This is a genomic window from Citrobacter sp. Cpo109, from assembly GCF_030332565.1.
GTDB lineage: Bacteria > Pseudomonadota > Gammaproteobacteria > Enterobacterales > Enterobacteriaceae > Citrobacter > Citrobacter portucalensis.
In genome coordinates, this window is the sequence record NZ_JAOWHQ010000062.1 from 201,383 (window position 1) to 226,197 (window position 24,815).

The 24,815-nt window shown below is 52.3% G+C and carries 19 protein-coding genes and 1 tRNA gene; 3 read left to right on the forward strand and 17 right to left on the reverse strand.

All coding sequences use genetic code 11. The annotated features are described in order from the left end of the window. Positions 1 to 3 precede the first annotated feature (3 nt). Both OGY71_RS15035 and pdeH read right to left on the reverse strand, forming a co-directional pair. Positions 4 to 2,064: an AsmA family protein gene (locus OGY71_RS15035; protein WP_286613453.1), complete on the reverse strand. Its 2,061-nt coding sequence runs from the start codon at positions 2,062 to 2,064 to the stop codon at positions 4 to 6. 78 nt (positions 2,065 to 2,142) lie between these two features. Then, the gene (gene pdeH / locus OGY71_RS15040) at positions 2,143 to 2,910 is read right to left on the reverse strand and encodes a cyclic-guanylate-specific phosphodiesterase (protein WP_003827436.1); all 768 of its coding nucleotides are present in this window, start codon (positions 2,908 to 2,910) and stop codon (positions 2,143 to 2,145) included. Positions 2,911 to 3,140: 230 nt separating this feature from the next. Between pdeH and kdgK the strand changes: the two genes are divergently transcribed. Next, positions 3,141 to 4,070 (forward strand): 2-dehydro-3-deoxygluconokinase, encoded by a 930-nt coding sequence (gene kdgK / locus OGY71_RS15045; RefSeq protein WP_003827433.1) that lies wholly within the window; start codon positions 3,141 to 3,143, stop codon positions 4,068 to 4,070. A gap of 99 nt (positions 4,071 to 4,169) precedes the next feature. Here the strand turns inward: kdgK and OGY71_RS15050 are convergent, their stop codons facing one another. The 4 genes from OGY71_RS15050 to OGY71_RS15065 all read right to left on the reverse strand — a co-directional run bounded on the left by OGY71_RS15050 (position 4,170) and on the right by OGY71_RS15065 (position 9,669). Beyond that, on the reverse strand, positions 4,170 to 5,663 hold the full coding sequence (locus OGY71_RS15050) for a M16 family metallopeptidase (RefSeq protein WP_003827432.1): 1,494 nt from the start codon (positions 5,661 to 5,663) through the stop codon (positions 4,170 to 4,172). A gap of 221 nt (positions 5,664 to 5,884) precedes the next feature. Then, positions 5,885 to 7,171, reverse strand: a complete 1,287-nt coding sequence (dctA, locus tag OGY71_RS15055; protein WP_003827429.1) for a C4-dicarboxylate transporter DctC — start codon at positions 7,169 to 7,171, stop codon at positions 5,885 to 5,887. Between the two features lie 157 nt (positions 7,172 to 7,328). Continuing rightward, positions 7,329 to 9,335 (reverse strand): biofilm formation regulator HmsP, encoded by a 2,007-nt coding sequence (gene hmsP / locus OGY71_RS15060; RefSeq protein ID WP_032934148.1) that lies wholly within the window; start codon positions 9,333 to 9,335, stop codon positions 7,329 to 7,331. A gap of 226 nt (positions 9,336 to 9,561) precedes the next feature. Then, entirely contained in the window at positions 9,562 to 9,669 is a 108-nt protein-coding gene (locus tag OGY71_RS15065; RefSeq protein WP_003827426.1) for a type I toxin-antitoxin system toxin Ldr family protein, read from the reverse strand. A 425-nt stretch (positions 9,670 to 10,094) separates the two neighbouring features. Between OGY71_RS15065 and megL the strand changes: the two genes are divergently transcribed. Further along, complete coding sequence (gene megL / locus OGY71_RS15070) at positions 10,095 to 11,291, forward strand: methionine gamma-lyase (RefSeq protein WP_008786414.1); 1,197 nt, start codon at positions 10,095 to 10,097, stop codon at positions 11,289 to 11,291. A gap of 117 nt (positions 11,292 to 11,408) precedes the next feature. Continuing rightward, entirely contained in the window at positions 11,409 to 12,707 is a 1,299-nt protein-coding gene (locus OGY71_RS15075; protein ID WP_003827423.1) for an aromatic amino acid transport family protein, read from the forward strand. Between the two features lie 35 nt (positions 12,708 to 12,742). Here the strand turns inward: OGY71_RS15075 and OGY71_RS15080 are convergent, their stop codons facing one another. The 11 genes from OGY71_RS15080 to OGY71_RS15130 all read right to left on the reverse strand — a co-directional run bounded on the left by OGY71_RS15080 (position 12,743) and on the right by OGY71_RS15130 (position 24,804). Then, positions 12,743 to 13,945, reverse strand: a complete 1,203-nt coding sequence (locus OGY71_RS15080) for a sigma-54 interaction domain-containing protein (RefSeq protein ID WP_003827420.1) — start codon at positions 13,943 to 13,945, stop codon at positions 12,743 to 12,745. Positions 13,946 to 14,121: 176 nt separating this feature from the next. After that, positions 14,122 to 15,126: a dipeptide ABC transporter ATP-binding subunit DppF gene (gene dppF, locus OGY71_RS15085; protein ID WP_003827418.1), complete on the reverse strand. Its 1,005-nt coding sequence runs from the start codon at positions 15,124 to 15,126 to the stop codon at positions 14,122 to 14,124. Next, positions 15,123 to 16,106 carry a dipeptide ABC transporter ATP-binding protein gene (dppD, locus tag OGY71_RS15090; protein ID WP_286613455.1) on the reverse strand — a complete coding sequence of 328 codons (984 nt, stop codon included), beginning with the start codon at positions 16,104 to 16,106 and terminating at the stop codon, positions 15,123 to 15,125. The genes dppF and dppD overlap by 4 nt, the downstream gene beginning before the upstream one ends. 10 nt (positions 16,107 to 16,116) lie before the next feature. Then, the gene (gene dppC, locus OGY71_RS15095; protein WP_003024315.1) at positions 16,117 to 17,019 is read right to left on the reverse strand and encodes a dipeptide ABC transporter permease DppC; all 903 of its coding nucleotides are present in this window, start codon (positions 17,017 to 17,019) and stop codon (positions 16,117 to 16,119) included. Between the two features lie 9 nt (positions 17,020 to 17,028). Further along, positions 17,029 to 18,048, reverse strand: a complete 1,020-nt coding sequence (dppB, locus tag OGY71_RS15100) for a dipeptide ABC transporter permease DppB (RefSeq protein WP_126956453.1) — start codon at positions 18,046 to 18,048, stop codon at positions 17,029 to 17,031. Between the two features lie 166 nt (positions 18,049 to 18,214). Further along, positions 18,215 to 19,822, reverse strand: coding sequence for a dipeptide ABC transporter periplasmic-binding protein DppA (dppA, locus tag OGY71_RS15105; protein ID WP_003827414.1), 1,608 nt, complete (start codon positions 19,820 to 19,822; stop codon positions 18,215 to 18,217). Further along, entirely contained in the window at positions 19,737 to 19,973 is a 237-nt protein-coding gene (locus OGY71_RS15110; protein WP_162604169.1) for a hypothetical protein, read from the reverse strand. The genes dppA and OGY71_RS15110 overlap by 86 nt, the downstream gene beginning before the upstream one ends. 602 nt (positions 19,974 to 20,575) lie before the next feature. Further along, a tRNA-Pro gene (locus tag OGY71_RS15115) sits at positions 20,576 to 20,652 on the reverse strand. A gap of 91 nt (positions 20,653 to 20,743) precedes the next feature. Beyond that, a complete protein-coding gene (gene eptB / locus OGY71_RS15120; RefSeq protein WP_200922933.1) occupies positions 20,744 to 22,438 on the reverse strand; it encodes a kdo(2)-lipid A phosphoethanolamine 7''-transferase in 1,695 nt (564 codons plus the stop codon). A 210-nt stretch (positions 22,439 to 22,648) separates the two neighbouring features. Further along, positions 22,649 to 23,851, reverse strand: a complete 1,203-nt coding sequence (locus OGY71_RS15125) for an L-lactate MFS transporter (RefSeq protein ID WP_193134831.1) — start codon at positions 23,849 to 23,851, stop codon at positions 22,649 to 22,651. 251 nt (positions 23,852 to 24,102) lie between these two features. Next, positions 24,103 to 24,804 (reverse strand): autotransporter outer membrane beta-barrel domain-containing protein, encoded by a 702-nt coding sequence (locus OGY71_RS15130; protein WP_003827405.1) that lies wholly within the window; start codon positions 24,802 to 24,804, stop codon positions 24,103 to 24,105. Between the last annotated feature and the right edge of the window lie 11 nt (positions 24,805 to 24,815).

Here is a 24,815-nt window from a genome sequence, read left to right on the forward strand (position 1 = left end):
ACATCACTTCTTCATCTGTGACAGGATCGTCCGGCACTGATTCGCGTCACCCTCTGACGGCGAAATCAGCGCCAACAAGGCCGCCGCAGGAGTGACTAACGTGGCTAATGCGGCAGCAACCGCACCGCGCGCAATCAGCGGTCCGGCCTTCACGCCAGCCTGCGGATTCTTAAAGGTGCCGCGAACATACAGCGGCGAACGCAGAGTAATAATACGAATCCCTTTGCTCTCCGGATCGATGGTTAAATCCAGTTGCTCCGACGCAAAGCTCGCCGTACCAGTGACATTAATGACTGCGTTTTCCGTGTCGAAAGCAAAAATCTGCGGACGCGCCACGCCGTTAACAATATCCAGATTCGCCGCCGCGCAGTTCACCCGCACTTCGTCATCACCAAATATCTGCCCGACAAGATAGTTCCCCAGATTCAAGCCCACAATTTCCATCAGATTCCGGCTGATCAAGCCGTCATTCATCAGCAGTTTCAGGTTGCCATTGCTGTTACCCAGCAGCGCCGCTACCGAGTTTCCACTTCCGCTAAACCGGGCGTCCCCGTTCATTTCACCGAGCGTTTTCTGCATCAGTTCCACATCGGGCATCAGCGCTTTTAGCTTCAGCCGCCGCGCCTGAATATCCGCCTGCCCCCGCATCGGCTTTTTATCTCCTTCCAGATGGATGCTGGAGACAATGCTGCCTCCCGCAAGACCAAATTTCAGCGGTTGCAGGCGCAGGTCGGCATTTTTCAGGATGATATGAGTGGAGAGATCGCTGATCGGCAGGCTACTGCCATGCTCAATACGCCGTCCTTTGAAACGCACGTCAGCGTCCATCACGTTCCATTTATCGGTTTCAAAACGGTCATACGGCAAGACCTTGTCCACAGGCTGAACGCTCTTCTCACCTTTGCGCTGTTCAGATTGTTTTGCCCGTTCCGCCCCTTTACCTGAATCCACCCCGATCAGCGGCCCCAAATCGGCCAGCCTCAGCTGGCGTGATTCCACATCACCCTTCAGCATGGGGCGCGGCTTACCGGTGGTGTAGGCCAGCGTTCCGTGAATATCGCTGTCGCCAATACGGCCATTGAAATCGCGATAATCAAAAACAGAGGATTTTTCCGGGTCAATTTTCGCCACCAGACGTCCGTCGGTTTCAAACGGCGGCGTATCCGGGAGCAGTACGCCGGTCAAATCGTACAAATCCCCTAGCGAATCTCCCGAGAATTTAAGTCGCAGATCCGCCCCGCCCATGTTCATCGGATCGTTTATCGTGCCGATAAACGCTACGCGCGTATTGCCCGAACGGAAATCAGCCTGAATCGGGAAAGGCGTATCTTCGCCACGCAGCGCAAGCATTCCGCCTATTTTTCCGCTACCGCTTAGCGGTTCGCCGTTATATCGCCCTTGCGCTTTCAGCCCAAACACGTAGTCCTCGACGTGGGCGTTGCTCTCTTTACCTTTTGCGCCGGTCACTTCGCTAAAGGGCAACGGTTTACCCAGCGGATCGACCAGGATCTCAATCTCCGACTTCGTCACCTTATCGTTAATGGCGATACGTCCCTGGTCGAACAGAATGTTATCCAGCCGGAAAGACCATGCGGATGGCGGCGCATCAGGATCGCGGTTTTCGTCCCCAGCTAAGTTAAAGGTCCAGTTATTGTTTTTCTCCGACAGGCGGATCAGCCGCGCATCGGGTTTGACCAGCTTGACCCACGGGAGCCAGACAGTTTTTGTCAGCAGTGCCAGCGGGGCGAGCGTAGCTTCAACGCGCGGGAGATGCACCATGGTGACGTCGGGAATGTCCGGCGGGTTGCCGAGGATGATATCTTCAGCATGAACATGCGGCCACGGAACCCAGCTACGCCAGCCAGTTTCCTGCTTCTGGCGTTGCCAAACCACACCCAGATCACCCCGTATAGCAAAGGGCCGGTTGAGTTCTGTAGAGACTTTCTGGTTGATGGTCGGTTTGAGCCGGTTCCAGTCAAATGTCGCAATCACAATGATGAGTACGACGATCAACAACAAGAAAATCCCTATTACTGAAGTGGTTATTTTACCTGTTCTCGTCATGTCTAACCTCCTTACTTCCTTCCTTGCCTGTCCTAAAGATAGTCCAGCAGGATGAAAAGGAGGTGCGCTACGCCCTCATCAAAGTGACAGAATTACGTCTTCGAGGGTATCCAGGGGCACTGGACGAGAGAGAAAATAGCCTTGGGCCGCGAAAGCCGGTGAGTTTTGCACATCACGCCACTCTTCCAGCGTTTCAACGCCTTCGACAATGACACCGCGGCAATAGCGGTTCATGAGCTGTAATAGTAGTGTGAAGAGATTACGTCCCTCCGGCGTCTTGCGCAGCATGACGAACAGATCCCGCGCCACTTTGATATAGTCATAACTCACTTCACTAAGCGCCGAGAAGTTCGCCATTCCGGTACCAAAGTCATCCAGCCAGAGCGGACCGAACTCGCACATTGAGGCGAACGACGCCCCCTTCGGCAAGCGGATATGTTCCACCAGCTCAAAACGCAGCCACGGCAGGCCTTCAATGATTTTCAGGATTTCGGGATCCTGACGCATCGCAATGAGCGTTGGTCCGTCGACGTTCACAGAAGCCAGAAGGTTGTTGGCTCTGAAAAAGCCCCCTTTCAGCTCAAGCTGCAGAAGTTGCTCTTTCACTACATCAACACGATGCCGTACAGCCACTTCAGCAAAATAGCGGTCTGGTGCAATACGTTGGGAAGGGTTATCAGGATGGCTCACGACGGTCAGCAGTTCAACGGCCATCAGCCGTCCGTTGGTCTGGTAAATTGGCTGGTAGGTGTAAGCACGCTCGCACTGCAGCCAATAGCGTCTTTCCAGCAAGCTTTCAATACTCGCATCGGGCGTAATGAGCTGCTGGGTAACCTGCTTTATCATCTGAGATGTCCTGTAAATAAGAGTGTGACTGACCGGACTCGTCAAAGGTTATCGGCGCTCAGAGGAAGAACTTTACGTTCAGCTGTGCGCAAAAATAAAAACTAAGCGGCAAAAACAACGCAGAACACGTGCTGGCTCAAAAAAATAATGGAACGATGTTTTAATATAGTTGACCACTTAACACCCACAGCGCACACTAACGCTAATTTTTTTCAGAGCAGGTTACGACTATGTCCAGAAAGATTGCCGTGATTGGCGAATGCATGATTGAGCTGTCACAGAAAGGCGCTGACGTTCAGCGCGGATTCGGTGGCGACACGTTGAATACATCCGTTTATATCGCCCGTCAGGTCGATGCTGCGGCACTTTCCGTACACTATGTGACTGCACTGGGTACCGACAGTTTTAGCCAACAAATGCTGGAATCCTGGCAGGGCGAAAACGTCGATACCTCATTAACTCAGCGCATGGAAAACCGCCTGCCGGGCCTCTATTACATTGAGACCGATAGCACCGGCGAGCGCACCTTCTATTACTGGCGTAATGAAGCCGCCGCAAAATTCTGGCTGGAGAGCGAGCAGTCTGCCGCGATTTGCGAAGAGCTGGCGACATTTGACTACTTGTATCTGAGCGGAATCAGCCTGGCGATTTTAAGCCCGGCAAGTCGTGACAAGCTGCTGTCATTGCTGCGTGAATGCCGTGCCAACGGTGGAAAAGTCATTTTTGACAATAACTACCGTCCACGCCTGTGGAGCAGTAAAGAAGAGACCCAGCAGGTGTATCAGCAAATGCTGGAATGCACCAATATCGCATTCCTGACGCTGGACGATGAAGACGCACTGTGGGGTGAAAAACCCGTTGCCGAGGTAATTGCCCGTACTCACGCGGCTGGCGTACAGGAAGTGGTTGTGAAGCGTGGCGCAGACTCTTGCCTGGTTTCCATTGCAGGCGAAGAACTGATCGACATTCCGGCCGTTAAATTGCCGAAAGAGAAAGTGATCGATACCACTGCGGCCGGAGACTCCTTCAGCGCCGGGTATCTGGCGGTCCGTCTGACCGGTGGCGATGCCGCCGAAGCCGCAAAACGAGGCCATCTGACGGCAAGCACCGTCATTCAGCATCGTGGGGCGATTATCCCCCGCGACGCCATGCCGCAATAATTTATTGTTCCTGTAGGCCGGATAAGGCGTTAACGCCGCATCCGGCACTGGGTAAGCCGGGTGCGCTTCGCTTGCCCGGCCTGCAGGTTACGATACCCTTTACTGTACAGGCGGGATATCCGTCACTTCAGGGTGTGATTCATCCGTTTCAACAGACGTTGCCGCTGCGGTAACGGGCGCCATAATGCTATCCCACGTCGCCTGCAGATCCTTCATATTGAATTCAGGTTCGCCCTTCGGCTGCAGCAGAATTAACGCCATATCTTGCGATAGCTGCTGACGCAGGTCCTGATTCAGCATCTCAACGCTCAGGCTGTTGAGGAAGCTCTGGCGTAAACGCTGGTACTGTTCAGGCGCAATATCCACCACCTGATTTTGCAGCGAGCGCAAACGCTGGCTGATCAAAATATCGGTATCGGTACGACCATAGGTGGCAAACAGCTTCTGCAGTTCCAGATTCTTTTGCGCTACCAACGCATTGAACTCTTCTTCCGGCAGTCCCTTATCACGCACTTTCGCCAGCTCACGCGCAACCGTACCCAGATTGGCGTTCAGCTTATCGTTCGGCGACTCAACGTTAATCGCGCACTGCGCGCGCAGGAACAGCACCCGGCAGTCAAATCCGAGGCCAATGTCTTTGGCATTGTTTTTGGTTAGCTCTTGCTGAATGTGCCAGAACAGCGCCTCACGCGCTAAATCAGCGCGCCAGTAACGTAATAACGCGGCAGATTCACGGATCGGTTGCCACGGCGTATCCCACATAATAGACAGGCGATCCTGGCGTACCGCATCGGTCATAATGCTCACGGCTTCTGCTCGCAGCGGAGAGAGCGTGGGTACCGGTGCAGGCGTTTCGCGTTTTCCTTTTAACTCGCCAAAGGTTTTATTGATTTGCTCAGCTACGCTGCGTGCATCAACGTTACCGACGATGATCAGCGTCATCGCGTCCGGGGTATACCATTTCTGGTAGAAAGACTGAATTTTCGACGCATCTACAGGCGTTTTCAACGGATCGGCGGGATCGTGCCCCAGCAGGGTCGATCCCTTCAGACGGTAACGCCACCACCCTTCTTTGGTATCTGACGGCCAGGTTGCAACCATATCTTCGCTATTCAGCGCATGATTGACCGTTTCAGAGGTAATGCTCAGTTTACCGGAGATATTCGCCAGATAAGAAAGTGACTCTTTCAGTAGATCGTTACGGCTGTTAGGCAGACTGAGGTTATACAACGTGGAATCATAGGAGACGATAACCGGCGGCATGGGACGTTTGGGATCGAACCCCTGCTGCCACAGTGAACGGGCTTGCGAGGCATCGAGGCCACCGCTTTGCGTCAGCGCGATACGCGGGATCGCATGGCTGAAACCACTCTGTTGCGCACTTTCGGTGAGTGAACCGGTATTAACCAGCAGGCGAACCTCAATACGGTCGCTCGGGCGCTGGGGAGTGGCTAGCACTTGCCACTGTAAACCATTTGCCAGCGTGCCCTGTTGCCATGCTGGATCAGGCTGGAGCGCATCTGCCTGCACATAGCCGGCAGTGGCCATCATCAGCAAGCCGCCCGCTAAAAGTCGAATTTTTGTGCCCTGCATGTGAACCCCTGATCAACTATCCTGGAAATAAAAAGACAGCCCTCGAAAGGACTCTCTGAATATGACGTTAAAAACACTTCGTGTTAGACCGCGAGAACATAAAAATGTCACGGAAGAAGTGAAAAAATCCCGAGCCGCCGAATCGACGGTTTCAGGCACAGGGGGTAATTATGCGCAAACGCCCGCAGTCCTGGAAGGGACTACGGGCATAAGTGACGAGATTAAGAGGATAAATCGTGCGTTTTGCCATCCGGCGCACGATTATTCAACGTGTCATCCAGCTTTTTGGTATCCAATTCTTTCACCCATTTAGCCACAACAACAGTTGCAACACCGTTACCAATCAGGTTGGTCAGCGCACGGGCTTCAGACATGAAGCGGTCAATACCAAGAATCAGCGCCAGACCAGCAACCGGCAAGTGACCCACCGCAGAGATAGTCGCGGCCAGAACAATAAAGCCACTCCCGGTCACACCCGCTGCACCTTTTGAGGAGAGCAGAAGCACCACCAGCAGGGTTATCTGATGGAAGATATCCATGTGGCTGTTGGTTGCCTGAGCGATAAACACCGCCGCCATTGTCAGATAGATTGATGTCCCATCAAGGTTAAACGAGTAGCCCGTGGGTATAACCAATCCGACAACCGACTTCCGACAGCCCAGTTTTTCCATCTTATCGAGCATACGCGGCAGCGCGGACTCGGAAGAAGAAGTCCCCAGAACGATCAACAGTTCTTCACGGATATAGCGGATGAATTTAAAGATACTGAAGCCAGTTGCGCGGGCAATTGAACCCAGCACCAGCACCACAAACAGAATACAGGTGATGTAGAAGCAGATGATTAGCTGACCCAGTTGCACCAGCGTTCCGACGCCATATTTACCGATGGTAAAGGCCATAGCACCGAAAGCACCGATCGGCGCCAGGCGCATGATCATATTAATGATGCCGAAAATAACCTGCGAGAAACTTTCAATCACGTTGAAAATCATCTGGCCCTTGCTGCCCAGACGATGCAGCGCAAAACCAAACATTACCGCAAACAGCAATACCTGCAGGATGTTACCGCTGGCAAACGCGCCAATGACACTCGCCGGGATAATATCCATCAGGAAACCTACGATCCCCTGGTCTTTTGCCTGTTCGGCGTACATTGCAACCGCTTTGGCATCCAGTGTCGCCGGATCGACGTTCATCCCGGCACCGGGTTGCACCACGTTGACGATGATGAGGCCGATGATCAGCGCAATGGTACTAACAATTTCAAAATAGAGCAGTGCAACCGCGCCAGTGCGGCCTACGGCTTTCATACTTTCCATGCCTGCAATGCCGGTAACGACAGTACAGAAGATGACAGGTGCGATGACCATCTTGATGAGCTTAACGAAAGCATCACCAAGCGGCTTCATTTGGGCGCCTAATTCAGGGTAGAAATGGCCAAGGAGAATACCTATGGCAATCGCTGTCAGGACCTGAAAGTAAAGGCTTTTGAATATAGAGGTTTTCATAGGGTGTCCTTAAAGTAAAAACCACAGGTCTTGTAAGGTTTTGTTTAACCTGCGGCCTTAAGGTAACACCCACACAACTTGACAGAAATGTACCTGGATCATAATTGATACAGAAATGTTAAAAATTTTGAGCTGGCTCGCACAAGCGAGACCTTTTTTAACTTTTGTAATCAGCGCTTTCCGGCGCCAGATAACGTTCTTCGAAGATATTTGCCGGGACCGGTCGGGCAAACAGGAACCCTTGTGCCACTTCCACCCCGGCTTGTGATAGCCATTCACGCTGCGCTTCGGATTCGACACCTTCGGCGATCATCTGCAAATTAAGGCTGTGGGCCAACTGAATGATGGCGGAGATCATGCTGCAATCCTCAGGTACCCCATCGACAAACATCTTATCGATTTTGAGGACATCCACCGGTAGCGACTTCATGTGCTGCAGCTGTCGCAGGCCCGCATACCCCATGCCAAAGTCATCCAGTGCGATACGTACTCCCGCATTACGCAATGGGCGCAAAATGGCCACCGCAGCGTGGGGATCATCGATATGTCGGCTTTCAGTCACTTCCAGGATCAACGTACCAGGCTTGATGCGATAGCGGTTTAACAACTCCAGCAGGTCCGAGACCATACTCGGGTGCATCAGCTGTAGCGCGGACAAATTCACCGACAGCGGCAGCATCAGACCCCGTTCCTGCCACGCTGACAGCTGGCGGCACGTCTCTTCCAGCACCCAGTAACCAACCGTCACCATCAGGCCGCAGGACTCAATCCTGTCGATTAACCCTTCGGGCAGCTCCCAGCTTCCGTCCGGCTGCTGCATCCGCAATAATGCTTCTGCGCTCAATACCTTACCGCTGGACATTTCCACCTGCGGCTGCATCCAAAGCGCGAACTGCTGATTATCCAGCGCGCTGAGAATATCGTTCTCTTCCGTCAAACGCTGCTGCGCCTCTTCCATCTGTAACGGATCAAAGAACTGAATTTGATTTTTACCCTTATGGCGCGAGGTTAACACGGCCGACAGGGCGCGGCGGTAAAGCTGTTCTGCGGTCAAATCACCATAGAACATTGCTACCCCAATGTTGCAGGTAGGACGCAGTTGAATACCCTGAATAGGTAATCGCTCGTTAACGATAGTGAGTACTTGCTGACCTAAAGTAATAGCGTGCCAGGGTTCTTTTACACCATGGGCGATGATGGCGAAGTCATAGCCACTCACCTGGGAAAGCACCATCCTGGGGGCTAATACCGACTTGAGTTTTTCGACCAGCGTAAGCAGCAGGATTTCCCGCTGAGTTTCGGTTAACACCCCCGCGGTGTCACGTAGGGTTTCGCAGGTGACAATCATCAGCGCCGTCGTCTGCTGGCGGGTAACAACCTGCTCCAGCAGCCCCATTAAAAACGACTTATTGGGCAGTTCGGAAACCGGGAAACGCATTGCAAAGTCGCTTTGCTCTTCACTATGTCGCTGAATCAACTGCTGATTAAGATTGTAGCTACGCACCAGCATACCAATCTCATCATCCTGATGTAGACGCGGCAATGCCAGTTGATAGCCAATCAGATCCTGCTGTTGGATGTCGTTCAGCTCACGGGCAATTTTACGTAAGGGGTGCACAATCAAGCGGTTAATGCACCAGGAGATGGCGACGGTCAATATTAACGACAAAAGTAAGTAAATGGTCACTAACGTCGAGAGCGTACTCATCACGAATTTGTACATGCGGTACGAATCCGCCTGCAGTACCAGATACGCCAGCGGTTGCGGGTTAGCTGAACGCTCAAGGGAATAGATCGGCAGCGAAATTTGTACCGGAAGCTCAAACAGGCGAGTCACCGTAACAGGAACGGGGCGTTCAGGGATAAAGCTCATCCGCAACGCCTGAAACTGATTGGGCAGCACCACATCGGCGCGACTTACCACGCCCGCTGGCCGAATACTTTTTAAAATGGCTTCCGCTTCGGGAATATCCCCTTTCAGGATAGTGTCCGACAGAGGCTCACGGACGGAGCGAGCGATACTTTCCAGTTGCGTAGCCGTGTTATAGCGGTTTTGCTGGACCAGATGGAACAACAAAACGGTGCAAAAAATAAAAACGAACACCATAACAACGGCCGCAACCATTGCCATCTGCTTAATTGTTAACGAGCGACTGACACGCAAACTGACTCTCCACGGATAGACGAAACTGCCGTCAGAGTATACCCGATCGTAGCGGTATTAAGAGAGGCGGTATCTGAAAACTTCCCAGCGTGCATTATCGCGACAGGATAGGCACCTGGCGACGAGATTTATCTGCATTTAAGCCGAAAAAGGCAGCAAGGTCGCCCCCTGCGGCCTGGTTCGGGCGCATGTTGCCATCACGGCAGGCAGACGCCTACAAAGCGCATTACTTCCTGTTACGCAGCCAGCTCACAATCAGGCTGGCAATGGTGCCAGCGATGATTGGAGCCGCTAAATCGTGCCAGAAGGCCACGCCTAACTGTGCGAGCGTCATATAGCCGCCTGTGTTGCAATGGCAACTGTTCACGGCTATCCTTGAGTTGTTCAGGTTCAAGTCAGCCCCCGTTTTGTTGCCAGGTTTATACCGAACAACGTGCGGGGGTTTTCTCTTTCCAGCAACCGATGCCGCCGGGGATCAAGCCCCCGCAACATTGCGCCTCACCGAGAATTCCCGGCTTGCCGCTGATTCTACGGCAGCCCACTTGCCATATCACTGCGCAATATTGCGCTCTGCGTAGCACCTCGCAATTCACCCATTTTCTCACCAGCACGCTGGAAAGATTCTTTCCAGTTGGCAACATTCCTGCCGACCATTAGTTCAGACAAAAACATAACGCATTGATATCTATCAGTTCATTTTCTGGCACAGCGATTGCTATTTGACTGTGAGCTGTTCTGTTCCGAATTAAAGGAGATATCATGTCTGACTGTCGTACTTACGGATTCAACACCCAGATCGTTCACGCGGGGCAACAACCCGACCCTTCAACTGGCGCGCTTAGTACGCCTATTTTCCAGACCTCAACGTTTGTTTTTGACAGCGCCGAACAAGGTGCCGCCCGCTTTGCGCTCGAAGAGTCCGGGTACATTTACACCCGCTTGGGTAACCCCACCACCGATGCGCTGGAGAAAAAGCTGGCTGTACTGGAAAGAGGTGAAGCCGGGTTGGCAACCGCGTCCGGTATTTCCGCTATCACCACAACGCTGTTGACGCTTTGCCAGCAGGGTGACCATATCGTTTCCGCCAGCGCGATTTACGGCTGCACCCACGCGTTTTTGTCGCACAGCATGCCGAAGTTTGGGATTAACGTCAGCTTTGTCGACGCGGCAAAGCCTGAAGAAATCCGCGCCGCCATGCGACCAGAAACCAAAGTTGTGTATATCGAAACGCCCGCCAACCCAACGCTGTCGCTGGTCGACATTGAAACGGTGGCCGGTATCGCCCATCAACAGGGCGCATTGCTGGTGGTGGATAACACCTTTATGTCGCCGTACTGTCAGCAGCCTTTGCAACTGGGCGCGGATATTGTGGTTCACAGCGTCACCAAATATATCAACGGTCACGGGGATGTGATTGGGGGTATCATTGTTGGTAAGCAGGAGTTTATCGACCAGGCGCGGTTTGTAGGCCTGAAAGATATCACCGGCGGCTGCATGAGTCCTTTCAATGCGTGGTTAACACTGCGCGGCGTTAAAACGCTGGGCATTCGTATGGAACGTCACTGTGAAAATGCGCTGAAAATCGCCCGCTTCCTCGAAGGGCATCCATCCATTACTCGGGTGTATTATCCTGGCCTGACTTCGCATCCGCAGTATGAGCTGGGCCAGCGGCAAATGAGCCTGCCAGGTGGAATTATCAGCTTCGAAATCGCCGGCGGCCTCGAGGCTGGTAGGCGGATGATCAATTCTGTAGAATTGTGCCTCCTCGCGGTCAGTCTCGGTGATACCGAAACCCTCATTCAGCACCCAGCGTCTATGACACATTCGCCCGTTGCACCTGAGGAACGGCTTAAAGCAGGTATTACCGACGGGCTTATCCGTCTTTCTGTGGGTCTTGAAGATCCAGAAGATATTATTAACGACCTTGAACACGCCATCAGAAAGGCAACATTCTGACCAATATGGCCTGAACCGACGCCGTTCGGTTCAGGTTGTTGAGAATCAAGGCACAACAGTCTGGCAATACGCGTGATCCTCTTTCGGGGAGAACGTGTATTTTGGGCAGGGGGTTCTATGCAGGACAACACATTACAATTAAGCAACAATACAGCAACCGCCGTACCATTCTCAAAAAAAATACCGTTTACGAAATACGATTTTGGCTGGGTATTACTGTGCATCGGCATGGCCATTGGTGCCGGAACGGTACTGATGCCGGTACAAATTGGCTTAACAGGCATTTGGGTATTTATCGTTGCCTTTATTATTGCTTATCCGGCAACTTATATTGTGCAGGATATTTATTTAAAAACATTATCAGAAAGCGAAACCTGCAATGACTACACGGATATTATAAGTCATTACCTTGGAAAAAACTGGGGCGTATTTCTTGGCGTCATCTATTTTCTGATGATTATTCACGGCATATTTATTTATTCCTTATCCGTGGTTTTTGACAGCGCCTCATATATCAAAACCTTCGGCTTGACCGAGGCCGATCTTTCGCAGTCGATAATCTATAAAGTGGCCATTTTTGCCGTGCTGGTCGCCATTGCTTCCGGGGGAGAAAAGCTGCTGTTCAAAATCTCCGGCCCGATGGTGGTGGTCAAAGTAGGTATCATCATCGTATTTGGTTTTGCGATGGTTCCGCACTGGAACTTCGCTAATATCAGCGCCTTCCCTGAAGCATCTGTCTTCTTTCGTGATGTACTGCTAACCATCCCGTTCTGCTTCTTCTCAGCGGTGTTTATTCAGGTGTTGAACCCAATGAACATCGCCTACCGCAAACGGGTGACGGATCGGGTGCTGGCTACGCGTATGGCAATCCGTACGCATCGCATCAGTTACATTACTCTGATTGCTGTCATTCTGTTTTTCTCCTTCTCTTTTACCTTTTCTATTAGCCATGAAGAGGCCGTTTCGGCTTTCGAACAAAATATTTCCGCACTGGCACTGGCGGCTCAGGTCATTCCTGGGCAGATTATTCATATCACCTCAACAGTATTAAATATCTTCGCCGTATTAACCGCGTTCTTTGGTATTTATCTGGGATTCCACGAGGCGATCAAAGGTATTATTCTCAACGTTCTGAGCCGCGTCATTGACGTTGAGAAAATTAATCCGTTAGTACTCACGCTGGGTATTTGCACCTTTATTGTTATCACTCTGGTCATTTGGGTGTCATTTCGCGTATCGGTACTGGTATTCTTCCAGCTAGGTAGTCCGCTTTACGGGATTGTGTCGTGTATTATTCCGTTCTTCCTGATCTATAAAGTAACGCAACTGGAAAAACTACGCGGGCTGAAAACCTGGTTGATCCTGCTGTACGGAATTCTGCTGTGCCTGTCGCCCTTATTGAAGCTGATTGAATAACCCACGTATATCGCGCCGTCAGACGCTGGCGGCGCTTAACCCACACTCTCCAGCTGATAGCCGCGAATTTTATTCAGCACCGTGGTGTGCGACACGCCCAGCGCTTTGGCAATATGCCGTGACGACACATTATCTTCCACCATCTGTTCAATGAGCTGGCGTTCAGCACACAGAACCTGCTCTTTAAAAGGACGTTCTGTCGCGCCCCGCTCAACGGCAGGCAAATTCACCATCCCTAATTCTTCCCGCGTAATAACATCGGATTCAGCCATCAGCATCAGGCGAATAATGGTATTTTCCAGTTCGCGCACGTTTCCCGGCCAGGTGTGATGGTGCAGGGCATCAAAACAGGCTTTATCCAGAATGATCCGCCGCTGGAATTCCTTCGCGTATTTCTGCACAAAGTGGCGAATCAGCAGGCTGATATCCTGTGGGCGCTCGCGCAAAGGTGGGATGGTCAGTGAAAGCACGTTGATGCGGTAATAGAGATCGGCGCGCAGCAGACGTTGTTCCACCATCTCTTCCAGATTGGCATTGGTTGCCACAATAATGCGCACATTGACCGGAATAATATGTGCCCCGCCAACGCGCCGAATCCCGCCATCCTGAAGCACGCGCAGGAGTTTAGCCTGTAAGCTCAGCGACATTTCGCCAAACTCATCGAGAAAAAGGGTGCCTTTATCGGCCATTTCAAACAGCCCTTTTTTGCCTTTACAATCCGCGCCGCTGAAAGCCCCTTTCTCATAGCCAAAGAATTCACTCTCCATTAGCGACTCAGGTAGCGCAGAGCAGTTGACCGGAATAAACGGATAAAAACGTCGCTGCCCGGAATTATGGATAGCCCGGGCCAGCAGCTCTTTACCAGTCCCCGTATCGCCACGGATCAGAACGGTATATTTGCTGTCGGCAATTTTTATCGCCTTTTCGATAAGCGCGTGCATGCTCTGGCTGCTGCAAATAATGTCAGAGAAATAACGCGGGCGTTCCGGCTCCGGCGTTGACAGCTCGCTTATCTCCTCACAGAGATAAGCAACATTAATAATATCGGCGCGCTGGCTTAAACAGGATTGCACACAGGAAATATCCTGTAGCTGGCGGCACCAGGATTTAATCAGGATCCGCCCAGGCGTCACTTTCATGGAGATGATATTGATATCACAGCAGGAAAATTCCTTCAGGACATCCTCAACCATCGACAGACGATCAATTGTTTTAATATCCCAGCGTATCGTGACCACATTTGCTCCTGGTAGTTAGCAACTGCGAAATAGATATTTCTGTGACTAGAGGAAATCTGACTACATTCTAGACGCTGTGGAATAATGTTCTGCCAAAGGACTCACATTGTGGACGTAAAGAGAAAATATAAAAAAACCGGAGCACAAGGCTCCGGTTATCGGGTCATAACCCAGGTTTATTGCTGTGGGTTTTCATCCTGGTCAACGGCAAAACAAGCTACCAGCTGACCGCCGTAATCTTTCAACTGCGGTTGAAGCTGGGTACACGGACCAAAGCGACGACGGCAGCGGGCGTTGAACGCACAGCCCGGCGGCGGATTCAGCGGGCTTGGCAGTTCACCGGTCAGCTTGATACGCTCACGGCGATCGTCCGGGTTCAGGCGCGGTGTTGCGGAGAGCAGCGCTTGCGTGTACGGATGACGCGGATTATTGAAGATTTGGTCCTTCGTCCCTTTCTCCACACAGCGGCCTAAATACATCACCATCACTTCATCGGCAATGTGCTCGACCACCGACAGGTCGTGCGAGATAAAGACGTATGACAGCCCCAGTTCCTGCTGCAAATCCATCATCAGATTCAGCACCTGCGCACGCACCGAAACGTCCAGCGCTGAGACCGGTTCATCGGCAATCACCACGTCCGGGTCAAGCATCAGACCACGAGCGATGGCAATACGCTGACGCTGACCGCCGGAGAACATATGCGGATAGCGGTCGTAGTGCTCGGTTTTCAGCCCCACTTTCGCCATCATCGCCAACGCTTTTTCACGACGCTCCTCTTTGCTGAGCGTGGAGTTGATCAGCAGCGGCTCTTCCAGAATCTGTCCCACTTTTTTACGCGGGTTCAGGGAACCGTACGGGTTCTGGAATACAATCTGGATTTTCTGCCGACGCAGCTTTTGCGCCTGCGGGTCGTGCTTAAGCAGATCCTGTCCCTGGTAATACAGCTCACCGCCGGTCGGGACTTCAATCATCGTCAGCAGGCGGCCAAGGGTGGATTTCCCACAGCCCGACTCGCCTACCACCGCCAGCGTTTTACCACGCTCTAAGGTAAAGGAGACGCCGTCCAGCGCTTTCACCAGGCGCTCCGGGGCGAACATACCCTTTTTCACCGGGTAGTGTTTTTTCAGATCAATAGCCTGCAACAGCGGCTGTGGCAAAGCGGCCTTTTGCGTACTCATAGCCCAGGCCTCCCGGCATCATCAAGTGGGTAGTGGCATTTCGACTGGCGACCGCCTTCCAGCAGGTTCAGTTCAGGTTCTTCAGCGCGGCATTTGTCGGTCGCATAGGGACAGCGCGGGTTCAGCAAACAACCGCTCGGGCGGTCATATTTACCGGGAACCACGCCCGGCAGTGAGGCCAGACGCGCTTTGTCCTGAGCAAACTCCGGCAGCGCGCGCAGCAGCGCCTGGGTGTAAGGATGACGCGGCGCGCGGAAGATATCCTGCGCGGCCCCGGTTTCCACTACCTGACCGGCGTACATCACGATGATTTTGTGTGCCGCTTCAGCCACCAGCGCCAGATCGTGCGTGATTAAGACCAGCGCCATGTTCTCTTTTTGCTGCAATTCCAGCAGTAGCTCGATAATCTGCGCCTGAATAGTCACATCCAGCGCCGTTGTCGGTTCGTCGGCAATCAGCAGTTTCGGACGACAGGCAATCGCCATCGCGATCATCACGCGCTGGCTCATTCCACCGGACAACTGGTGCGGATAGACATCCAGACGCGAGGCCGGATCGGGGATCCCCACCAGCGTCAGCAGGTCAATTGCCCGCTGAATACGCGTTTTTTTGTTGCCGCCCTGGTGCACCTTGATGGCTTCCATAATCTGGTAGCCGACGGTATAGCAGGGATTAAGGCTGGTCATCGGGTCCTGGAAGATCATCGCCACTTCCGCGCCCACTAACTGGCGACGCTCTTTCTCAGAAATGCGCTTCAGGTCGCGATCATTAAACTCCAGATTTTCGGCCATAACGCGGCCAGGGTAGTCAATCAGTCCCATAATCGCCAGCGAACTGACGGACTTACCAGAGCCGGACTCTCCTACAATGCCAACCACTTCACCCTGATCCACACTGTAGCTAATGCGGTCTACGGCGCGGAATTCGGAACCTACGTCGCCGAAATGCACCGATAATTTATCTACATTTAATAACGCCATCTCGAACCTCTTACTGCTTCAGTTTGGGATCGAGCGCGTCACGCAGACCGTCACCCATCAGGTTAAATGCCAGCACCGTCAACAGGATCGCCAGCCCCGGGAAGGTCACAACCCACCAGGCGCTTTGGGCAAACTGCAGAACGTCAGAGAGCATGGTGCCCCATTCCGGCGTAGGCGGCTGTGCGCCCATCCCCAGGAAGCCGAGGGCAGCCATATCGAGAATGGCGTTAGAGAAGCCAAGCGACGCCTGAACAATCAGCGGCGCAAGACAGTTAGGAAGAATGTTGACGAACATCTGGCGCATCGCGCCGGCTCCCGCCACGCGAGATGCAGTGACGTAGTCGCGGTTAACTTCCACCAGCACAGCGGCGCGCGTCAAACGGACATAGTGCGGCAATGCCACGAACGTCAGCGCCAGCGCGGCGTTGCCAATCGAGGGGCCAAATACCGCCACCAGCACCAGCGCCAGCAACAGGCTCGGCAATGCCAGCATGATATCGACCACACGCATGATGACGTTATCGACAATCCCGCCAAAGTAACCGGCGATCAGCCCAAGAACCACGCCCATCAGCAGGGAGAGAACTACCACCAGACAGCCGACCAACAGCGACAGACGCGCACCGTACATCAGGCGGGACAGCACGTCGCGGCCTACATCATCAGTACCAAACAGATGCGCCATGGTACCGCCTTCCTGCCACGCGGGAGGAGCCAGCAGCGTATCGCGGAACTGGTCTGCCGGGTTGTAGGGTGCGAGGACGTTGGCAAAGACCGCAATCAGGATCATCACTACAACGTACACCAGCCCAACAACCGCACCTTTGTTGCGTTTAAAATAGTGCCAGAACTCCTGCAACGGAGTCATCGGCACCGGTGCAGCAATAACTTTATTTTCAGTAACCTGTGACATGATGGCCCCTTACTTCTTATGCCGAATACGCGGGTTCACCACGCCGTACAGCAGGTCTACCAGCAGGTTGACGAGGATAATCATCGTCGCGACCAGCAGCACCCCGCCCTGCACCACCGGATAATCGCGGCGTTGCAGCGCATCGATCAGCCAGCGCCCCAGTCCCGGCCACGAGAAGATGGTCTCGGTCAGGATCGCCCCGGCCAGCAACGTACCAACCTGCAGGCCGATAACGGTCACCACGGGCAGCATCGCGTTACGCAGAGCGTGAATAATGATGACGCGCATACGGGTCAGGCCTTTGGCGCGCGCGGTACGGATGTAATCTTCACCCAGCACTTCCAGCATCGATGAACGGGTCATACGCACAATGACCGCCAGAGGAATGGTACCCAGCACCATCGCAGGCAGGATCATATGCACCAACGCATCAATAAAGTTGCCCTCTTCACCCCAGATGGCGGTGTCGATAAGCATAAAGCCGGTTAGCGGATTGGAATCATCAAGGAACACCATGTCGCTCACCCGCCCAGAAACTGGCGTCAGGTTCCACTGCACGGAAACCAGCATGATCAGCATCATGCCCCACCAGAAAATCGGCATGGAGTAACCGGTCAGCGCCAGGCCAACGGCGGTATGATCGAAAATAGAGCCGCGCTTAACGGCAGCAAGTACACCCACTGGGATACCCACTGCGACGGCGAAAATCATCGCGCAGACGCCGAGTTCCAGCGTTGCTTTGAAGCGAGGTACGAACTCTTCCCACACCGGTAAGCGGCTTTTCAGTGAGATACCTAAATCACCATGCATAACCCCCCAGATATAGTGGAGGTACTGCTGCCACATCGGCTTATCCAGACCGAGTTCAGCCAACAGTTGAGCATGACGCTCAGGGGAGATCCCACGTTCACCCGCCATGATCATAACCGGATCGCCGGGGATCATATGGACGAAGGCAAAGGTGAGAAGAGTGATACCGATAAACGTGGGGATGACGAGTCCCAAACGTCGGAGAATGAACTGCAACATAACCCGGATTCTCTCTAATGACGCACGGCCTGGAACCGTGAGTCTGTATTGCTCACAAATCTTATCCCACGCAAACTGCATCGCGGGTAAAGCATTACGCCGGAGGGCGCTGCGCTTATCCGGCCTACACATCACCGGGGCGCAGCGCTTCCTTAATTGCTTTTAATTATTCGACAGAGACGTTTTCGAAGTGGTGTTTGCCTAATGGATCAACCACATAGCCTTTCACTTCTTTACGCACTGGTTCGTACACGGTGGAGTGAGCAACAATCAGAGCCGGAGCCTGGTCGTGCATAACAACCTGAGCTTGCTTGTACAGTTCAATACGTTTGTTGTGATCGTCGGTCGCACGCGCCGGCTGGATCAGGTCTTCAAACGGCTTGTAGCACCAGCGAGAGTAGTTGGAACCGTCTTTCGCTGCCGCACAGCTGAACAAGGTGGCGAAGAAGTTGTCCGGATCCCCGTTGTCGCCGGTCCAGCCCATCATCACCGCCTGATGTTCACCCGCTTTGGCGCGTTTCAGATACTCGCCCCACTCGTAGGTCACAATCTTGGCCTGAACGCCAATTTTCGCCCAGTCAGCCTGAACCATTTCTGCCATACGACGTGCGTTCGGGTTATATGGACGCTGTACCGGCATAGCCCACAGCTCAACGGTAAAGCCTTTGTCCTGACCAGCTTCCTTCAGCAGCGCTTTGGCCTTCTCAGGATCGTAGGTGTAGTCTTTAACGTCATCGTTATAGCCCCACATGGTCGGCGGGATCAGGTTTTTCGCGGCAACGCCAGCGCCCTGATAAACCGCTTTGATGATCGCTTCTTTGTTTACCGCGTAGGTCAGCGCCTGACGAACTTTCACGTCATCAAACGGTTTCTTCTCGGTGTTGAAAGAGAGGTAGCCAACGTTCAGACCCGCCTGCTCCATCAGGTTGATGTTTTTATCCTGCTTCATGCGCGCGATGTCTGCCGGGTTCGGGTACGGCATCACCTGGCACTCGTTCTTCTGCAGTTTGGCGTAACGCACGGAAGCGTCAGGCGTAATGGAGAAGACCAGACGGTCGATCTGCGGCTTGGTGCCCCAGTAACCTTCGAATGCTTTATACAGAATACGGGAGTCTTTCTGGTACTGCTGCAGCTGGAACGGACCGGTACCAATTGGGTTCAGATCCACTTTCTCCGGAGAACCGGCTTTCAGCATGTTGTCAGCATATTCTTTGGAAAGAATAGAAGCGAAGTCCATCGCCAGGTCAGCCAGGAACGGCGCTTCCGGGCGAGTCAGCACGAACTGAACGGTTTTATCGTCCACTTTTTTCACTTCGGAGATCAGATCCGGCAGACCCATCCCTTCGAAGTATTCATAGCTGCCGCCAGAGACTTTATGGTACGGGTTCTGGGCATTTTTTTGACGATCGAAAGAGAACACCACGTCATCGGCGTTAAAATCGCGCGTCGGTTTAAATTCTTTGTTGTCCTGCCACTTCACGCCCTGACGCAGGTGGAAGGTGTAGGTTTTGCCGTCTTCGCTGATTTCCCACTTCTCAGCAAGGCCCGGGATCACTTCAGTCGTACCGGTTTTGAACTCGACCAGGCGGTTATAGATCGGTACGGAGCTGGCATCATAGGTGGTGCCAGAGGTGAAAAGCTGCGGGTTAAAGCCTTCAGGAGATCCTTCTGAACAATAAACCAGAGTTTTAGCCTGTACGCTTGCTGCGACGGTCATAGCCACCAGGCTCAGACCAAGCTTCAGCATCCCTGACTTCTTCAAGGAAATACTCATTCTTCTGCTCCAAATGTGATGTTTGTTGTTTTACCCTTTGCAGTGGGTTTGCACCGCCTGGCCTTTTTTGTTTTTTACCCGGCCGGGTCGGCGTTAAGAGGATGGGGATTCCGTTCACATAAGCGACTGAGTTGCAGTGCGGATTCTCCATGAAATGCCCCTCATACCCTACAATCTGTCAACAGAATGTGAAAACGTCAATACAGGTCACCGTGATTTACGCCAACGGTGAGAATTCACAAACAAAGATTAAAAAAAGTGCGGAAGGACATTTTCAGCAGGGAAATTTGTGCTACGCGTACTATGCCAGAATAAACATCTTCATATTTCGCAACATTTGGTGATTAACATTTATGCAATTTATTCAAACTTTCTAAATTAATGCTGCATATCTGAGCGATTAATACCATGAACGTTAAAGCGCACAGCGTAAAATGCCAGCTTCAGCCATAAGTAGCGCAAAAAAAGTTTCAAGCAAATATAAAAAAAGGCAATGGAATATGTCACAGAATCGTTAACAGTCAGTGGGAAGTGGTGCACAATTTTTGCAGATAAAATGAAGGTCAAACATGGGGTCGGAAAAACAAAAAATACGCCCTGCCAGCGCTTTGCCTGTAGGCCGGATAAAGCGCTTGCGCCGCCATCCGGCAGTGTCTGTTATAGCGTGATGTTTTGCCTGATGGCACTTCGCTTATCAGGCCTACAAAAGCCACAAATGCAAAAAGCCCGCTCAGAGAGCGGGCTTTTTAAATTTGGTCGGTGATAGAGGATTCGAACCTCCGACCCCTTCGTCCCGAACGAAGTGCGCTACCAGGCTGCGCCAATCACCGAATGCGGGGCGCATCTTACTGCTCAGCTGCGCGCCCGTCAATCCCTTAGTATCAAAATGCCATTTGATCGGTGAGAAAGTCAGCAGCTCAGTTACTGGGCTGTAGCCTTATTCGCGTCCGGGATACGGCACCAGTTGTTATTCTCGTTAATACCACCATTTGGCGAGGTATAACCGAGGCAACCCAAAATGGTGTCGTACAGTTCAACATGACGACGCGGCACCTTCATATCAGCTTCTTGCTTAAGGTGTTCAAACGCCTTCGCATGGTCGGGGTCTTCTAGATACTTGTCAGACATCCACACCATCATAGGAACGCGGAACTGCTCAGGTGGCGCCATTTTACGCGGCGTACCGTGCAGGTGCTCGCGCTCGTTAATCGACTCACCGTGATCGGCGGCGTAGAACACGATCGCTTTCTTATCGCGTAGTTGATCAAACACTTTGGTAATAAAGTGATCAACATAGGTTACCGAGTTATCGAATGAGTTGATCATCTGGGCCTTCGAGCAGCCACTATCAACATTGACACATTCCGGCTTCCACTGCGCATATTCGCGGGTGTAGCGCTGGGTGTAGTTAAAATGCGAGCCCTTAGTATGCAGAATAATCAGATGCTTGCCACCATCTTCATTATTTTGTAGAGACTGCTGCATCTCGGTAATCAACAGCATATCGTCAACGTTCTTGCCACGGTTGCGCGGCTCTGCGCCAATCTGCTCACGATAGGCGATGTTCTCCGCCATGGTGTTACTGTAGAACCACATCTCGCTTTGCATCGCGTAAAGATCGGTCTTGAACCCTAACTGGCCGAGCACGGAGAAGACGTTTTGTTCTTTCAGAGTACGCTGCGGGTTTTCTTCTGCCCCACCCTCACGCACGAACATACAACGCAGCGATAGTTTTGTTGCCGTATCACAGGAATATCCACGGAAGGCGGCCAGATTTTTCTCCTGGGCGAGCCTTGGCGTGGTATTACGCTCATAGCCAAAAATCCCCATATGATCCCAGCGGGTCGTTTCGCCGATAATAAAGACCACATAGGTGTCGTCGAGGTTTTTGGGGGCAACATAGGTAAACTTCTTCGCCGGGTTCATCAACGATTTGTTGTCTGAGGATTCATCCACCTGTGCCCAGGCGTACAGACCCAGCGCGGAGAGCCAGTTTGACGGCAGATAGGAATTCGCCACTACCCCGCCATAGCTGGGTAAATCGATTCCCGTTGCTCGCTCAACGCTTCTCTGTTGCATGCTCAGCAGGCGAATCGGCGCCCATACCATCAAGCCAGCCAACAATACCACCGCCACGCTACGCCATCTCATGCCAGGCGTACGGATCTGTTTCATCAGGGTATAGCGGCAGCGATTACTCCAAATCAGAACCAACGGTAAAATGCTGACCGAAACCAGCCACACGACAAAATGCCAGCCAACAACTTCTTTCGATAAATCAATATCCGTGGTCATTACGGAGGCAATAATACCGTAACCAATTACCACATTCAGGAAGGTCATGTAATAGCTGGCACCGGCAGAACACAGCACCACTAAGGTTGTCAGGACACGCCAGGCGCGCCGACCAAATAAAGAGAGAAGCCGTAGTAAAAAGAAGGTTACCAGCACAGTGCCGGCTAATTCAACAACCGCAGAGAGTCCTTTCCAGACGGTAAACTCGTGTGCATATCCGCTAAAGCGCCGGAAAAATACAGCACAGTTCATAAACAAACCGATATAGATTGCCAGCAGGAAACTGAGTTTCTGCTGCGTCATCGACTTAATGTATCTCATGCAAACAAACCCTGGGAATCGGGATAAAAACACCCTGTGCAGTAGTCAAACAGACCAGGCAGGGGAAAATGCGACAACAGCAGAGGTGAAATGTCTACGGGCGCGGGTAAGTAGACCACAGGAGGGTGAAAAAGTGCTTATGGAGAATGCAAATGGCGCATATATTTTTGTAAATATATGCGCCAGGTATTAATCAGACTACTAATAGGTTTAGGCGTGCGCCTCGGTATATACGCTACGCTGTGGCTGGCGGATGGTGGTGGAGAGTGCCAGTGAGATAATTAACAGCGCAAAGATAACGCAGAAGGTCACATAGAAACCGCCGAACAGCGAGGCGATAATGGAACCACAAATGCTGCCGATACCGAAACCTAAGTAAATGACACCGTAGTTTTTAGCCAGGTTGTTCAAACCGAAGAACTCGCTCACCAGTGACGGGAACACGGTGATGGTACCGCCAAAGTTAAATGCTACACAGGCAATCGCCGCAAAGAAGGTCACATCATTCAGCGGGGCGAACAGCAGTGCCGCCATACCGACCAGCGAAACGACCTGCCCAATGGTGATAACGCGAATACGAGAGATTTTGTCGGACAGAATCCCCAGAACCAGACGACCGGACAGGTTAGCTATAGAAATGACGGTAACCGCATTTGCCGCCGTTGCCACATCCATATGCGCCAGGCTTTGTGCAATATCTTTCGCCACGCCAATCACATACAGCCCACTCATACACGCCGTCAGGAACATCACTGCCAGCATCCAGTACTGCGGTTTACGCATGGACTGCGCCAGGGTGTAGTCATTCTCAACCACGCCATTTTTCGTTTTCACTTCCTGATTCGGCGCGTCTTTCATCAGCGTGGAGCCAAATACGATCATCACCAGCACAATCGCGCCCCAAATCATGAAGGTTTTTTCCAGACCCACAGTGCTCAACAGTTGGCTGTCGATGAATTTAAAACCGAGGCTGCCAAGACCGTAAGAACCGATGGCAAAGGCGGAAATCAGCCCTTTACGCTCAGGGAACCATTTTACACAGTTGGAAAGTGTTAACAGGTAGCCTGCTCCATCCGCCAGACCGACCAATACACCTGCGCTCAGCCACAGCATAATCAGGCTGTCAGAGTGGGCGGTTAAGAAGAAGCCGACACCCAGTAAAATACCGGAGGCCATGGTGACGCATTTCACGCCAAAACGTTCCTGCAGTTTCCCGGCGACGGAAGAAGAAATTGCCAGCCCGAGGCTCAGCAGGCCAAAGGAAAAGGCAACCTGACTCACTGGCGCATCAAGCTTAGAAGAGAGCGCACCGTTAAACAGGCTCCAGGTATAAACAGAACCTAAAGCAAATTGAGTAATGATGGTGCCGATCAGTGTCAGCCAGCGGGTACGCTGATAATCAGAAGTTTTCATGGCAGTCTTCCTGCATAAACAAAATGGGAAATTCTCTGCCAACAACCATACCGAAGCGCTTTTATGAGCAGGAGAAAACGGCATGAAATGCCGCCAGGACGGAATGAAATGCCTGGAATGTGGAATGAATGACGAGACAAAAAGTCGGGTTACTGAATTTTATCGCATGAGTTAGTACACGCTATCGCTGGAGTGCGTGTGATTGTTGATCTCAACATGTAATCAAGATGTTTATGTGCTGATTACTTACGTTAAAATTTGGCGCTCACTCCCATGGTGTACATATAGTCGCTGTTGTTGGTGCTGTTTTCAGCCTGCGAAAGCGCTGCGTAAGCCGCCATGTGCGGGTTCAACAGCATATCCGCACCGACGGTGACATCCACCCAGTTACCGTCCTGACCCGCTGCTGACATGCGGCTGAGACCCGACTGCGCCTTCCAGATATTCTCGCCAAACTGCTGGTTATAGCTGATTTGCGCCCACGGTCGCACATCACCGAACTGCGAATTGACTCGCCAGCCCAACGAGCTCACGCTGGCATGCCACAGCGGATCGTTCTGCGTTACCGAAGTCGCGCTGTCGCCAAATTCGTTGTAAGTAGATGTGGTTGAACCGTCATAATGCAGTGCGGCAACCGGACCGGTCGTTACCTGCCTGGACAGCGGGAAGTTCCAGCCCATACTCATGCCGCTGGTCGCATCCATAGGCGTCTCATCCGCAAGATTCACCACGGGACCCGCCACGTTCTGAGTGGAACGAATACGTTCTTCCAGAATGTCGTTATAACGTGGTTGGTGATCGCTGTCCCATGTATAACGTTCAGCCGTATGCCCTGACATAGCATCAACGATATATTCTTGTTGCCAGCCATATGCTGTATTGATGGACAGCGCACAAACTACGACGCTCGCCAGAGTTAACCTTTGGCGACCACTACTGTTTCTTATAATCATCAACGCGACTC

Bases quoted from the DNA above. Each gene is read 5' to 3' on its own strand.
- dppB (WP_126956453.1), bottom strand. From the start codon at position 18,048: ATGTTGCAGTTCATTCTCCGACGTTTGGGACTCGTCATCCCCACGTTT.
- OGY71_RS15050 (WP_003827432.1), bottom strand. From the start codon at position 5,663: ATGCAGGGCACAAAAATTCGACTTTTAGCGGGCGGCTTGCTGATGATG.
- OGY71_RS15125 (WP_193134831.1), bottom strand. From the start codon at position 23,851: ATGAAAACTTCTGATTATCAGCGTACCCGCTGGCTGACACTGATCGGC.
- eptB (WP_200922933.1), bottom strand. From the start codon at position 22,438: ATGAGATACATTAAGTCGATGACGCAGCAGAAACTCAGTTTCCTGCTG.
- OGY71_RS15065 (WP_003827426.1), bottom strand. From the start codon at position 9,669: ATGACGCTCGCACAGTTAGGCGTGGCCTTCTGGCACGATTTAGCGGCT.
- dctA (WP_003827429.1), bottom strand. From the start codon at position 7,171: ATGAAAACCTCTATATTCAAAAGCCTTTACTTTCAGGTCCTGACAGCG.
- OGY71_RS15035 (WP_286613453.1), bottom strand. From the start codon at position 2,064: ATGACGAGAACAGGTAAAATAACCACTTCAGTAATAGGGATTTTCTTG.
- dppD (WP_286613455.1), bottom strand. From the start codon at position 16,106: ATGGCGTTATTAAATGTAGATAAATTATCGGTGCATTTCGGCGACGTA.
- dppC (WP_003024315.1), bottom strand. From the start codon at position 17,019: ATGTCACAGGTTACTGAAAATAAAGTTATTGCTGCACCGGTGCCGATG.
- dppF (WP_003827418.1), bottom strand. From the start codon at position 15,126: ATGAGTACGCAAAAGGCCGCTTTGCCACAGCCGCTGTTGCAGGCTATT.
- OGY71_RS15130 (WP_003827405.1), bottom strand. From the start codon at position 24,804: ATGATTATAAGAAACAGTAGTGGTCGCCAAAGGTTAACTCTGGCGAGC.
- OGY71_RS15110 (WP_162604169.1), bottom strand. From the start codon at position 19,973: ATGGAGAATCCGCACTGCAACTCAGTCGCTTATGTGAACGGAATCCCC.
- megL (WP_008786414.1), top strand. From the start codon at position 10,095: ATGTCTGACTGTCGTACTTACGGATTCAACACCCAGATCGTTCACGCG.
- pdeH (WP_003827436.1), bottom strand. From the start codon at position 2,910: ATGATAAAGCAGGTTACCCAGCAGCTCATTACGCCCGATGCGAGTATT.
- dppA (WP_003827414.1), bottom strand. From the start codon at position 19,822: ATGAGTATTTCCTTGAAGAAGTCAGGGATGCTGAAGCTTGGTCTGAGC.
- OGY71_RS15075 (WP_003827423.1), top strand. From the start codon at position 11,409: ATGCAGGACAACACATTACAATTAAGCAACAATACAGCAACCGCCGTA.
- kdgK (WP_003827433.1), top strand. From the start codon at position 3,141: ATGTCCAGAAAGATTGCCGTGATTGGCGAATGCATGATTGAGCTGTCA.